Consider the following 12711-nt stretch of genomic DNA (forward strand, 5'->3'; position numbering starts at 1 on the left):
GATTTTTTTGCCTTTGGCTCTGTCAATGCGCCGCGCCGCCTTTGACCCCGACCGGCAACGCCTTAGTCAACAATACCGCAACCATACTGACGGCCAACGCGATGCCGACAAAATGAAACGCGTCGTTATAAGCCATGATCGTCGCCTGCTGGTGAGCGATTTCACTAAGTTTGCCCAACGCAGCAGTTTCGTTGCCCAGCTTGTCGGTCAACAACGCAATGCGCTCGGCAACTTGGGGGTTGCTCGGCACAATGGCTTCGCGCAAATAATCAAAATATACCTTGGTTCGGGAATCGAGCAGGGTCGAAAGCAAGGCAATGCCGATCGCGCCACCGAGGTTGCGTAGGATGTTGAACAGGCTGGAGGCGGACCCCGCATCTTTCGGTTGGATGTACACGGTGGCAATCAGCGAAATGGTGACCATGATCATTGGTTGACCCAAGGCACGAATCAGTTGCACTTGATTGAATTGCGGACCTGAGAAGTCCAGGTTCAGCACCCCAGAAGCGAAGCTAGCGAAGCCGAACAACCCGAATCCCGCCGCGCAGAGCAGTTTGGGCGGCATGACTTTCATTAGTTGCGGCACCAACGGGATCAAAAAAAGCTGCGGAATCCCCATCCACATGATCACTTCGCCGATCTGCTGGGAGTTGTAGCCCTGGATCTGCGCGAGATACAGGGGCAGCAAATAAATCGAACCGTACAAGCCCACGCCCATGCCGACGCTAGAGATGCTCGACAGGCCAAAATTGCGTTCGCCCAGTATCCTCAAATTGATCAGCGGCGCCGCTTTGGACAATTGCACGATGATAAAGGTAAGCAGGCTAATCAGCGCAATGCTGCCCAGTCCCACGATTAGGTTCGATTCGAGCCAGTCTTCGCGGTGGCCTTCTTCAAGAAACACCTGCAAGCACCCCAGCCCCACGGCTAGCGTGGCAATGCCTAAGTAGTCGGTACTCTTTAACAGCTCCCAATGCGATGCTTTCTTTTCCAAACCGTAGAGCAGGCCGGCAATCATAAGCAGGCCGGGCGGAATGTTGATGTAGAAGATGTATTCCCATCCGTAGTTTTCCGTCAGCCAACCGCCCAGCGTCGGCCCGATTGACGGGGCGAAAGTTGCCGTCATCGCAAACAGCGCCATGCCTTTGGCACGATGGTGAACAGGCAGTTTGATCAGGGTCATGGTGAACGCCAGCGGAATCAACGCGCCGCCGGTGAAACCTTGAAGTGCGCGGAACACGATCATGCTGTTCAGGCTCCAAGCCATTGAGCAGAGCATCGACGCGATCAAGAAACCACACGACACCCACACCGCCAAGCGTCGTGCCGAGAGCAATTGCACCAGCCAAGCGGTGAGTGGAATCATGATGATCTCTGCCACCAGATACGAAGTGGAGATCCACGAGCCTTCTTCCAGAGTGGCCGATAGTGCGCCTTGAATGTCCTTGAGCGAAGAGTTGGTGATCTGGATGTCCAGCACCGCCATAAAAGCGCCGAGCATGACACTCATGACCGCTATCCAGTCTCGACGGCTCGGTTCGCCGACGGGACTGATCAGTTGATCACCGGCCACTGTCGGCGCCGTCGGTTTTAACTTTGACTTTAACCGTCACCGACATCCCGGGGCGGATTTTGCCATTCAGGGGATTGTCGGTGGCGAAGGTCAGCTTCACCGGAATGCGCTGTACGACTTTGGTGAAGTTGCCGGTGGCGTTATCGGGCGGCAGCAGGCTGAATTGCGCGCCGGAGGCGGCGAACAGGCTTTCGACTTTGCCTTGGATAGGCGTGTCCGGATACGCGTCAAACTTCAGTTCGGCGGGTTGACCGGGCTGCATGTGCCCGATCTGGGTTTCCTTGAAGTTGGCCTGCACCCAAATGTCGGTGTCCGGGACGATCGACAACAAATAAGCGCCGACCTGCACGTATTGTCCATTGCGCGCGCCACGTTGACCGATCATGCCGCTGAGGGGCGCGTGTATTTCACTGCGTTGCAGGTTGAGCTCGGCCTGGGCCAAGTCGGTTTTGGCGTTGGAAATTTGCGCGTCCAAGCGTTTGGTTTCCGCTCCCAAAGCGACCACTTGCTGACGCTGGCCTTGCACGTCGGCCTGGGCTTTAGTGACTTGGGAGCGAGCGATATGGCTGTCGGCGGAAAGCGTAGTCACCCGCTCTTCCGAAATATAACCGGGCTTGCGCAGGGTTTCGGCTCGGTTCAAATCAATTTGCGTGCGGCCAAAGGTCGCTTGGCTGGCGGCAACTTGAGCTTCAGCCGACGCGATCAGGCTACCTTGTTGGGTGAGTTTGCTCTGCGCTTGAATACGCTCGGCTTGGTGAGTGGCGAGCATGGCTTGCGCGCGGTCTACCGCCATGTGGAAGTCGGCGGCATCCAATCGGATCAATAACTGCCCTTTCTCGACGTGTTGGTTGTCTTGAACCAAGACCTCTTCAACCCTGGCGCCCAGTTGGCTGGAGATACGGGTTATTTCACCCTGAACATAGGCGTTATCAGTGGTTTCATAGAAGCGGCCTTTGAAGTACCACTGGGCAAAGAACCCGAGGGCAATTAGCAGGACAATCGTGAAAAACACGAGTAGGCGGCGTTTAAGTTGGGTGGGCATGGGCGTCTGAATTATTTGAAATGTAAGCGAATTTATCAGTGTTTATTTCGGGCTTACAGCCATGCGCTCAAATAATGGCTCACGTTGATGTTCAGGTATTCATTTAGTCCGTTATGCCCTGCGCTGGAGCCATGGGTGTACGCCTGTTAACATTCGCCGCTTGTTCGACCTATTCGAGATTTTCAATGACCACCGTCCGCACCCGAATCGCGCCATCGCCCACCGGCGACCCCCACGTTGGCACTGCCTACATTGCATTGTTCAACTATTGCTTTGCCAAGCAACATGGCGGCGAGTTCATCCTGCGTATTGAAGACACCGATCAACTGCGTTCGACCCGTGAGTCGGAACAGCAGATTTTCGATGCGCTGCGCTGGTTGGGCATCGAGTGGAGCGAAGGCCCGGACGTGGGCGGTCCGCATGGCCCGTATCGGCAGAGTGAGCGCGGCGAGATCTATCAGCAGTACGCCAAACAGCTGGTAGAGCTGGGTTACGCGTTCCCGTGTTTCTGCACCGCTGAAGAGCTGGATCAGATGCGCGCCGAGCAAATGGCCAAAGGCGAAACCCCGCGTTACGACGGTCGCGCACTGTTGCTTTCAAAAGAAGAAGTGCAGCGTCGTCTGGAGGCTGGCGAACCCCACGTCATTCGCATGAAAGTGCCGAGCGAAGGCATCTGCGTGGTGCCAGATATGTTGCGCGGCGATGTTGAGATTCCGTGGGATCGCATGGACATGCAAGTGCTGATGAAGACTGACGGCCTGCCGACGTACTTCCTGGCCAACGTGGTCGATGATCACTTGATGGGTATTACCCACGTGCTGCGCGGCGAAGAATGGCTGCCATCTGCACCGAAATTGATTCTGCTTTATGAATACTTCGGCTGGGAACAACCGCAACTGTGCTACATGCCGCTGCTGCGTAACCCAGACAAGAGCAAATTGTCCAAGCGCAAGAACCCGACCTCGGTGACGTTCTACGAGCGCATGGGGTTCATGCCCGAAGCGATGCTCAACTACCTGGGCCGTATGGGCTGGTCGATGCCGGACGAACGCGAGAAGTTCTCACTGCAGGAAATGGTCGATAACTTCGACCTTTCGCGTGTGTCGCTGGGCGGGCCGATTTTCGACATTGAGAAACTGTCTTGGCTTAACGGCCAATGGCTACGCGAGTTGCCAGTGGCAGAATTCGCCAGTCGCTTGCAGGCGTGGGCGCTTAACCCCGAGTACATGATGAAAATCGCGCCCCACGTTCAAGGGCGCGTTGAAACCTTCAGCCAGGTTGCGCCGTTAGCCAGTTTCTTCTTCGCGGGTGGTGTAGAACCGGACGCCAAGCTGTTTGAACACAAAAAATTGTCGCCCGATCAAGTGCGCCAGTTAATGCAATTGATCCTGTGGAAACTGGAAATCTTGCGCCAGTGGAACAAAGACGCGATCACCGCGAGCATTCAATCAGTGGTCGAACATCTAGAGCTGAAATTGCGCGATGCCATGCCGCTGATGTTTGCGTCGATTACGGGGCAGGCAAACTCGGTTTCAGTGACCGATGCTATGGAAATACTGGGTCCGGATCTGACGCGCTTTCGACTCAGACAGGCCATTGATTTGCTCGGCGGAGTTTCGAAGAAAGAAAATAAAGAGTGGGAAAAACTACTGGCAGTCATTGCTTAGCGACTCCTTTGGCGCCGACGGGGGACCGCGGATCATTGTGGCTGACTTGAGGATGGCGCACTGTGGCGAGCGTCCCTTGTGATTCCTGGGGGCAAAGTGGTAAGTGATTGTTATGCCGACGAAAACCATTAGAAATTGTTGAAAATAAATTTGACAGGGTGGTTGCTCGCGCTTAACATGCGCCCCGTCCACAACGTGGGGCTATAGCTCAGCTGGGAGAGCGCTTGCATGGCATGCAAGAGGTCAACGGTTCGATCCCGTTTAGCTCCACCAATTTGTACAGTTCAAGGTCTGGCCACACCGACCTTGAATCGATCAAGACTCAGTCGTGATCATGGTGCATAGAAGGTTAAGTCCCCTTCGTCTAGTGGCCTAGGACACCGCCCTTTCACGGCGGTAACAGGGGTTCGAGTCCCCTAGGGGACGCCAGTTTCAAGAAGCAGCTGTGAAGAGCTGCTCCGCCGCAGGGCGATAAATTCGGGGCTATAGCTCAGCTGGGAGAGCGCTTGCATGGCATGCAAGAGGTCAACGGTTCGATCCCGTTTAGCTCCACCAATTTGTACGGTTCGAGGTTTGGCCACACAAACCTTGAATCGACCAGCCTCAGGCTGGTCATGTGTATAGAAGGTTTTGCGTCCCCTTCGTCTAGTGGCCTAGGACACCGCCCTTTCACGGCGGTAACAGGGGTTCGAGTCCCCTAGGGGACGCCACGATTTTCCCGTTCTACGGGACCAAGGGTCATTCAATTATTGAATGACCCTTTTGTTTTTGTGCCGCGTTTTTTCTTCCTGGCCATTCCCTCGTTTACCGGTGTCTGATCCGCAGAGAAAAAGTCGGATTGCTACTATTATTATGTAAATAATATTCTCTACGTAGTGTCAGGAGGCCGCGTGAACGATAAGAAAGCTCACACCCGAGACCGAATTCTTCAGGCTGCCAGTTCTGCCTTGATCACCCGCGGCACGATCGAACCTAGCGTCAGCGAAGTAATGGGGGCGGCCGGTCTGACCGTCGGTGGTTTCTATGCACACTTTGAAAGCAAAGACGCCATGATGCTAGAGGTCTTTAGCCAGCTTCTGTCGCGCCGCCGTGAAGCGCTAGACGCTATCAGTGGCGATTTGCCGGGCCAACAGCGCCGGGCATTACTGGCTGCGTTCTATCTGTCTCGCCAACACCGAGACGCTTGCGAGCAGGCGTGCCCATTACCCGCCACCGTGGGCGAGCTGATGCGGTTGCCGGACGGTTTCCGTGAGGCGCTGATCGAGCACGTGGAGCTCATGACCGCGCAATTGTCCTCCAGTCCTGAAGAAGCCAACATCGCGCTTGCTGACCTGGCGTTGATGCTCGGTGGCTTGGCGCTGGCGCGTGCGCTAGGCCCCGGCGACCTGTCGGATCGGGTGCTGCGCGCCGCTAAATCTGCCGTCCTCTGACGGTCCCGCGCCCATTGACCCGACCTTCCGTTACACTGCTCGCCAGTGACTTGCCGCCAATGGTAAGCAGGAAGGAGCGAGCATGAGTTGGGATCTGGTTACGCCATTCGTCATCGACTTGAGAGTGACGTCCGACGATATCGATGGGCTGGGCCACGCCAATAACGCGGTGTACGTCACTTGGCTTGAGCGTTGCGCGTGGCGGCATTCGCAGCAACTTGGGCTGGACCTGGCCGAATACCGGCGAATCGACCGTGCAATGGCCGTGGTCCGCCACGAAATCGATTACCTGGCCAGCGCCTATGAAGATGACGAACTGCAACTGGCGACCTGGATTGTCAGCTCAGACCAGCGTCTGAAAATGACCCGCCGATTTCAGCTCAAGCGTCCCAGCGATGGCGTGACCTTGCTGCGCGCTCAGACCACGTTTGTCTGCATTGAGTTGTCCACCGGCAAGCCCAAGCGCATGCCTGCGGAGTTCATTGAGGGGTACGGGCCGGCGCTGATAAACCCTCCCGCATAAAGTCGGCAGCGCATAAACGTTTCCAATCCGGGAGCTGCCCCGTAAACTGCCGGACTTTTTTCGAGTGTGACCCATGCAAATTGCTTTGGCGCCCATGGAGGGTTTGGTCGACGACATCCTGCGCGATGTGCTGACCCAGGTCGGCGGCATCGACTGGTGCGTGACTGAGTTCATCCGCGTGTCCGAACGCTTGATGCCCGCTCACTACTTCTACAAATACGCTTCTGAGCTGCACAAGGGCGCGAAAACCGACGCTGGCGTACCGTTACGCCTGCAATTGCTCGGTTCCGACCCGGTATGCCTAGCCGAAAATGCCGCCTTCGCCTGCGAGCTTGGTGCGCCTGTCATGGACCTGAACTTTGGTTGCCCAGCCAAAACCGTCAATCGCTCCCGTGGCGGCGCCATCCTGCTTAAAGAGCCGGAGTTGCTGCACCGGATTGTCGAGCATGTAAGGCGGGCGGTGCCTGCGCACATCCCGGTGACCGCCAAAATGCGCCTCGGTTACGAAAGCCCCGAGGGTGCGCTGGATTGCGCACGGGCGTTGGCCGACGGCGGTGCCGAGCAAATCGTGGTGCATGCCCGGACCAAGGTCGACGGCTATAAACCGCCTGCTCATTGGGAATGGATCGCCCGCATTCAGGACGTGGTTAAAGTGCCAGTGGTTGCCAATGGCGAAATCTGGACCGTGGACGACTGGCGGCGTTGCCGGGAAATCTGTGGTGCCCGAGACATCATGATCGGCCGCGGGCTGGTGGCGCGCCCTGACCTGGCGCGGCAGATCGCAGCTGCCGAAGCGGGTGAAGAGGTGGTCGAGATGACGTGGTCAGAACTGCTGCCCATCGTGCACGTGTTCTGGCTGCACGCGCTGGAGAAAATGACCCCCATTCAAGCCCCCGGTCGTTTGAAGCAATGGTTAGCCCTGTTGACCAAAAGCTATCCCGAAGCCACCGAACTGTTCAATACCCTGCGCCGCGAAACCGATTGCCAGCGCATTGGGCAATTGATTGGGTTCAAGCGCCGCGAAGCGGCTTGAGCGCGTATCCGTGATCCGCGATCAAAACCCTTGATCTCCACTCAGCAACCCGACCAGTCCCTCTAGCGGCAACGGCTCGCTAAACAAGTACCCTTGATACAAATGACAGCCCAGTTGTTCCAGAAACCGCAACTGCTCGGGTTTTTCCACGCCTTCGGCAATCACGACCAAGTTCAAACTTTGCGCCATGGCGACAATGGCACGGATGATTTCGGCGTCGTTGGGGTCGGTCGTGGAGTCACGGACGAAGGACTGGTCAATCTTCAGCGCGTCTACCGGCAACCGCTTGAGGTAAGTCAGGGACGAATACCCGGTCCCGAAGTCGTCCATGGCAAAGGTGACGCCCATTTTTTTCAGGCGGCGCATCTTGGCGATAGTGTCTTCCACATTCTGGATCACGATGCCTTCGGTTATTTCCAACTTCAGCAGTCGTGCAGAAAAGTTGTGGATTCGCAAGCTGCGTTCTACGCGTTCGACGAAGTCGCTTTGACGAAACTGCCGTGGGCTGATGTTGACGCACATGCTGAAATTCGAATCGATCAGCGCTTTGTGCAATAACTCGCCGCCCACTTTACAGGCTTCGTCAAGAATCCAGCTGCCCACTTCAAGGATCATCCCGCTGTCTTCCAGCACCCGAATAAATTGCGTTGGTGACATGGAGCCCATTTGCGGGTGATGCCAGCGCAGCAATGCCTCCGCGCCAACGATGCGGTTGTCCCTGGCATCTACCTGCGGTTGATAGTGCAAGCTGAACTCACCACGAGCCAATGCTAGACGCAGGTCGTTTTCCAGGCGTAAACGTTCGCTGGCGGCTTTTTGCATGGTGCTATGAAACAGTTGCGTCGTATTACGGCCCGAGTCTTTGGCCCGATAAAGCGCAATGTCTGCACGTTTGAGCAGGTCGGCCGGTGTCGAGCCATGATCTGGGATCAGCGCAACGCCGATGCTCGGTGTGACCTGCAGGCGCTGGCCGTCGAGGAACATCGGTTCGGCGAGCAATTGGCGCAATTTATCGGCCAGACCACGCACTTGATCTGTGACCTCGGCCCGGGAGCCTTTCAAGCCGCCCAGCAGCACCACGAACTCATCGCCACCCAGTCGCGCAACGGTATCTTCCATGCGCACACTGGCTTCCAGTCGTGCGGTGATGATTTTCAATACGCTATCGCCCACGGGATGACCGAGGGAGTCGTTAATGTGCTTGAAGTGATCAAGGTCAAGAAACAGCAAGGCGCCGCGCAGATTTTGACGTTTGAGCACTTCGATTTGTTCGCTCAGGCGCTCCATCAGCAGCGCCCGATTAGGCAGGTCGGTGAGGGGGTCGTGATAAGCCAAGTGCTCAATCTGTGCTTGAGCATTCTTCAATTGACTGACGTCGCGGGTGGTCATGAGCAGGCACGGGATTTCATTGAGCGTGATCGGTTCCACCGACACCTCAACCGTCAACACCTCTCCTTTTTTATTGCGGGCGAGCATCTCCCGGTGATGCACCCGGCCGTGCTCGCGCAGATCATTGATGATTAAGCTGCGTTGCGCCTGGTCAGCCCAGATGCCAATTTCAAAGGCGGTACGGCCCACGACATAGTTACAGTCGTAGCCGGTGAGCCGATAGAAACCGTCATTAACCTCAAGGTAGCGACCTGAATCGCGCTCGGTGATGGTGATGGCGTCGGGACTTGAGTGAAATGCTTTGGCAAATTTCTCTTCGCTGGCCTTGAGGGCTGCCTCAGCTCGTTGCTGTTGGGTGACATTGCGCAAGGTGGTGACGATGCATTGTTGTTGCTCGACTACGATCAAGCGGCTAGAGATGACGCAGGTCAGCAATTCACCGTCTTTGTTTTTTAGCAATACTTCGAAGTTATCCAGGCCCTTGTCGCGCTTGATTTGATTGTTACGGTCAACGCGCTTTGATGGGTCCGCCCAGAAATGGATGTCCTCTACGTTTCGGCCAATAACTTCATTTGCGGTCCAACCGAACGTTTGAGTGAAGCTGGGGTTGATCTCAATGAACTGACCGGTATCGAATTGGGTGACACACACCGGATCGGGGCTGGCTTGAAACAGGCTGGCGAATTTTTCTTCAGAACTGATCAAGCGCTGTTCGCGCTCAACCTGCTCGGTGATATCGAGCAAGATGCCCGCCATGCGCAAAGGTTCACCTTGGGCATCGCGATGCAAGCGGGCGCGGCTTTCTAGGAAACGTGAGGAGCCGTCCTCCAACTGAATGCGGTAAGTGACCTGATAGCTGCCCGCAGGACCTTCACGTAAGCTGCGATACGCCTGACGCATGTTGTCGCGGTCTTCACCGGGAATGCCGTCAAAAAATGAGTCGAATAGTTCATGAAAGGGTTCGGCCGGCATGCCGTGCAACTCTGCTGAACGAGCCGATCCATATAGCATGCCTGAGGGGATGTGCCAGTCCCAAGTTCCCAGTTGCGCAGAGTTCAACGCCAGGTCCAGGCGCTCCTGACTTTCCTTGAGTGCCTGTTCAGCGCGCTTGTGTTCGGTAGTGTCGAGAAAGGTACTGAGGACATAAGCACAACCGTCCAGGTCGATTTTCTGGACGCAAAGCATGCCGTCGTGCACGCAGCCGTCACGAGCGTTGAATTGAACCTCAAGGCTGACAGGTTTGGGCTCGCCTTCGATCATGCGCAATATCTGCACACGCTGAGCAGGTTCGGTCCACAAACCGATGTCGACGGTGGTGCGGCCCAGAACAGACTTGATTGGCCATCCCAGCGAACTCTCGAAATAGCGATTGGCCTCGCAAATCAGGCCATCCTCCAAGCGCGTCAAAAGTACGACGTTGGGGCTGAGGTCGTATAGGGTCGCAAAGCGTCGTTCTGATCCGCTGAGCTCAGTCGATTGGTTGAGTGCAAGGAAGGGCAAGCTTTCAGCTGTCTTGGGCATCGTTCAACAAACCTTGAGGCGCTGCGAGCAAGTGGGCCCCTTCAGCCCGGTGGAGGCTGGCGGCAGGGGGAATGATTTGTGCGTCCAACAACGCCATGAATGCCCTGGCAGCGTTGGATAATGTTCGCTCGGTGTGCACGATATAGCCTAGCTGGCGCGTCAGTTGTATACCTGGTAAAGCAATACGCGCCACCTGATTGTCGAGCATGGTACGGGGCAGCACACTCCAGGCCAAACCGATGGAGACCATCATCTTGATGGTCTCCATATAGTTGGTGCTCATGGCAATATTCGGTTTCAATCCCTGAGCTTCGCACAACCGGCTGACAATGTGGTGGGTGAAGGTGTTTTCCCCCGGGAATACTGCCGGATAGCGCGCGACGTCGGTCAAACTGATAGGGCTATTGTTGACCAGCGGGTGCTCCGGGGCGGCCACGAAATCCAGTGGGTCATCCCAGACCAGTACAGCCTTTATCAACGCATGGGGCTGCGGCGCCAAGGTAATGACCGCCAGCTCAGCGCGGCCATGGAGGATTTCGTCATAGGCCACTTCCGAGTCGAGAAACTGGATGTCCAGCGCAACCTCGGGATAGCGGCGGGTGTATTCGCGCAATAGTGGCGGCAGACGGTGCAGTCCAATGTGGTGGCTGGTGGCTAATGTCAGGCGCCCGCTAACTTCACCGGTCAGGTTGGTCAACGCTCGGCGGGTATCGTCCAGCACGCTAAGAATTTGATAGGCCCTTGGCAGCAGCGCCCGGCCGGCCTCAGTCAAACTTACTTCCCGGCCTAATCGGTCGAACAGCCTGACGTTAAGTTGCTGCTCCAAGCCGGCAATGCGCTTGCTGATAGCGGGCTGGGTGAGGTGCAAGCGCTCGCCTGCCGAAGAGAAACCACCGGTCTCGGCAATCGCGATAAACGCATTAAGGTTGGCCAAATCCATGGATCTATTCCAGTAAGTTATCCAAAGCATAAAAAATATGAATTTGAGTTATTTAATCATACCTCATAGGATTCACCCCACAAGCCATAGGTCATTGTGTTGAGCGATTAAAAATCGGCGCGCGGTGATTGGCATAGATAGACCGCTGATGAGGAAACGTCTGATGGCCGGCAAAACGCTCTACGACAAGCTTTGGGAGTCGCACGTGGTTAAACAGCGCGATGATGGTTCCGCGCTGATTTATATCGACCGTCACATCATTCATGAGGTGACCTCGCCGCAAGCCTTTGAAGGGTTGCGACTGGCCAAGCGCGCACCTTGGCGGATCGACGCCAACATCGCCACCGTAGACCACAACGTGCCGACCACTCCGGACCGCTTGGGCGGGATCGAAGCCATCGTCGACCAAGTGTCGCGCCTGCAAGTCCAGACCCTGGATGACAACTGCGACGAATATGGCATTACCGAATTCAAGATGAATGATCCACGTCAGGGTATCGTTCATGTGATCGGTCCCGAGCAGGGTGCGACCTTGCCAGGCATGACCGTGGTCTGCGGCGATTCGCACACCTCCACGCACGGTGCGTTTGGAGCCTTGGCTCACGGTATTGGCACATCGGAGGTTGAGCACGTGCTCGCCACCCAATGCCTGGTCGCCAAGAAAATGAAAAATATGTTGGTCTCGGTCGAAGGCAAGCTGCCGTTTGGCGTCACGGCCAAAGACATCGTGCTGGCGATCATCGGCAAGATCGGCACCGCAGGCGGCAATGGCCATGCCATTGAATTTGCCGGTAGCGCCATCCGCGACTTGTCGGTTGAAGGCCGCATGACCATCTGCAACATGTCCATCGAAGCCGGCGCCCGGGTGGGCCTGGTCGCCGCCGATGAGAAAACGGTGGCTTACGTTAAAGGTCGTCCATTTGCCCCGAAAGGCGCGGAATGGGACATGGCGGTACATGCCTGGAAAGACTTGGTGTCCGACACGGATGCAACATTCGATACCGTGGTTAAACTTGACGCTACCCAGATCAAGCCACAAGTCAGCTGGGGCACATCCCCGGAAATGGTCTTGGCGGTGGATCAAAACGTGCCTGACCCGGCTCAAGAAGCTGATTTGGTCAAACGCGGCTCCATTGAGCGTGCTCTGAAATACATGGGTTTGAAAGCCAATCAGGCGATCACCGATATCCAATTGGATCGGGTGTTCATCGGTTCTTGCACCAACTCGCGAATCGAAGACTTGCGCGCGGCAGCCGACATCGCCAAGGGCAACAAAGTCGCCTCGACTATCAAGCAAGCGATCGTGGTGCCGGGTTCGGGTTTGGTCAAAGCGCAGGCTGAGAAAGAAGGGCTGGACAAGATCTTCATCGAAGCCGGTTTTGAGTGGCGTGAACCGGGCTGTTCCATGTGCCTGGCGATGAACCCGGACCGTTTGGAATCCGGCGAGCATTGCGCGTCCACCTCCAACCGTAACTTCGAAGGCCGTCAAGGCGCGGGCGGTCGTACTCACTTGGTCAGCCCGGCCATGGCGGCAGCGGCGGCTATTAACGGTCGATTTGTCGACGTTCGCAACTTGATCCAACACTGAGGAGC

8 protein-coding genes, 4 tRNA genes and 1 pseudogene are annotated in these 12711 nt (G+C 56.3%); 9 read left to right on the forward strand and 4 right to left on the reverse strand.

The window, feature by feature from the left end; translation table 11 throughout:
* Window positions 1-22: 22 nt before the first annotated feature.
* Together RGW60_RS05635 and RGW60_RS05640 are read right to left on the reverse strand one after the other, a co-directional pair.
* The gene (locus tag RGW60_RS05635; protein ID WP_322206851.1) at window positions 23-1510 is read right to left on the reverse strand and encodes an MDR family MFS transporter; all 1488 of its coding nucleotides are present in this window, start codon (window positions 1508-1510) and stop codon (window positions 23-25) included.
* Window positions 1511-1562: 52 nt separating this feature from the next.
* The gene (locus tag RGW60_RS05640; protein WP_322202925.1) at window positions 1563-2615 is read right to left on the reverse strand and encodes an HlyD family secretion protein; all 1053 of its coding nucleotides are present in this window, start codon (window positions 2613-2615) and stop codon (window positions 1563-1565) included.
* A gap of 185 nt (window positions 2616-2800) precedes the next feature.
* On the opposite strand from RGW60_RS05640, the gene gltX reads away from it, so the two are divergent.
* The 8 genes from gltX (at window position 2801) to RGW60_RS05680 (ending at window position 7268) form a co-directional block, all read left to right on the forward strand.
* On the forward strand, window positions 2801-4282 hold the full coding sequence (gene gltX, locus RGW60_RS05645; protein ID WP_322202927.1) for a glutamate--tRNA ligase: 1482 nt from the start codon (window positions 2801-2803) through the stop codon (window positions 4280-4282).
* Between the two features lie 197 nt (window positions 4283-4479).
* Window positions 4480-4555: transfer RNA gene (locus RGW60_RS05650), tRNA-Ala, on the forward strand.
* Between the two features lie 80 nt (window positions 4556-4635).
* A tRNA-Glu gene (locus tag RGW60_RS05655) sits at window positions 4636-4711 on the forward strand.
* Window positions 4712-4761: 50 nt separating this feature from the next.
* Window positions 4762-4837: transfer RNA gene (locus RGW60_RS05660), tRNA-Ala, on the forward strand.
* Between the two features lie 79 nt (window positions 4838-4916).
* Window positions 4917-4992, forward strand: a tRNA-Glu gene (locus RGW60_RS05665).
* A 180-nt stretch (window positions 4993-5172) separates the two neighbouring features.
* Window positions 5173-5712 carry a TetR/AcrR family transcriptional regulator gene (locus RGW60_RS05670; RefSeq protein ID WP_322202929.1) on the forward strand — a complete coding sequence of 180 codons (540 nt, stop codon included), beginning with the start codon at window positions 5173-5175 and terminating at the stop codon, window positions 5710-5712.
* Between the two features lie 82 nt (window positions 5713-5794).
* The gene (locus RGW60_RS05675; RefSeq protein ID WP_322202931.1) at window positions 5795-6235 is read left to right on the forward strand and encodes a thioesterase family protein; all 441 of its coding nucleotides are present in this window, start codon (window positions 5795-5797) and stop codon (window positions 6233-6235) included.
* Window positions 6236-6308: 73 nt separating this feature from the next.
* Window positions 6309-7268: a tRNA dihydrouridine synthase gene (locus tag RGW60_RS05680; RefSeq protein WP_322202933.1), complete on the forward strand. Its 960-nt coding sequence runs from the start codon at window positions 6309-6311 to the stop codon at window positions 7266-7268.
* A gap of 21 nt (window positions 7269-7289) precedes the next feature.
* Here RGW60_RS05680 and RGW60_RS05685 read toward each other — a convergent pair.
* A pseudogene (locus RGW60_RS05685) lies at window positions 7290-10124 on the reverse strand (EAL domain-containing protein); the annotation flags it as partial.
* 37 nt (window positions 10125-10161) lie between these two features.
* Window positions 10162-11118, reverse strand: coding sequence for a LysR family transcriptional regulator (locus RGW60_RS05690; protein WP_322202937.1), 957 nt, complete (start codon window positions 11116-11118; stop codon window positions 10162-10164).
* Window positions 11119-11281: 163 nt separating this feature from the next.
* Here RGW60_RS05690 and leuC point away from each other — a divergent pair, with 163 nt between their 5' ends.
* The gene (gene leuC / locus RGW60_RS05695; RefSeq protein WP_322202939.1) at window positions 11282-12706 is read left to right on the forward strand and encodes a 3-isopropylmalate dehydratase large subunit; all 1425 of its coding nucleotides are present in this window, start codon (window positions 11282-11284) and stop codon (window positions 12704-12706) included.
* The last annotated feature ends 5 nt before the right edge of the window (window positions 12707-12711 follow it).

The sequence above is a fragment of the Pseudomonas sp. AB6 genome (assembly GCF_034314105.1).
GTDB lineage: Bacteria > Pseudomonadota > Gammaproteobacteria > Pseudomonadales > Pseudomonadaceae > Aquipseudomonas.

Excerpts from the sequence above, each read along its gene's own strand:
- RGW60_RS05640 (WP_322202925.1), bottom strand. The coding sequence starts at position 2,615 with ATGCCCACCCAACTTAAACGCCGCCTACTCGTGTTTTTCACGATTGTC.
- RGW60_RS05635 (WP_322206851.1), bottom strand. The coding sequence starts at position 1,510 with ATGAGTGTCATGCTCGGCGCTTTTATGGCGGTGCTGGACATCCAGATC.
- RGW60_RS05675 (WP_322202931.1), top strand. The coding sequence starts at position 5,795 with ATGAGTTGGGATCTGGTTACGCCATTCGTCATCGACTTGAGAGTGACG.
- RGW60_RS05690 (WP_322202937.1), bottom strand. The coding sequence starts at position 11,118 with ATGGATTTGGCCAACCTTAATGCGTTTATCGCGATTGCCGAGACCGGT.
- RGW60_RS05680 (WP_322202933.1), top strand. The coding sequence starts at position 6,309 with ATGCAAATTGCTTTGGCGCCCATGGAGGGTTTGGTCGACGACATCCTG.
- leuC (WP_322202939.1), top strand. The coding sequence starts at position 11,282 with ATGGCCGGCAAAACGCTCTACGACAAGCTTTGGGAGTCGCACGTGGTT.
- gltX (WP_322202927.1), top strand. The coding sequence starts at position 2,801 with ATGACCACCGTCCGCACCCGAATCGCGCCATCGCCCACCGGCGACCCC.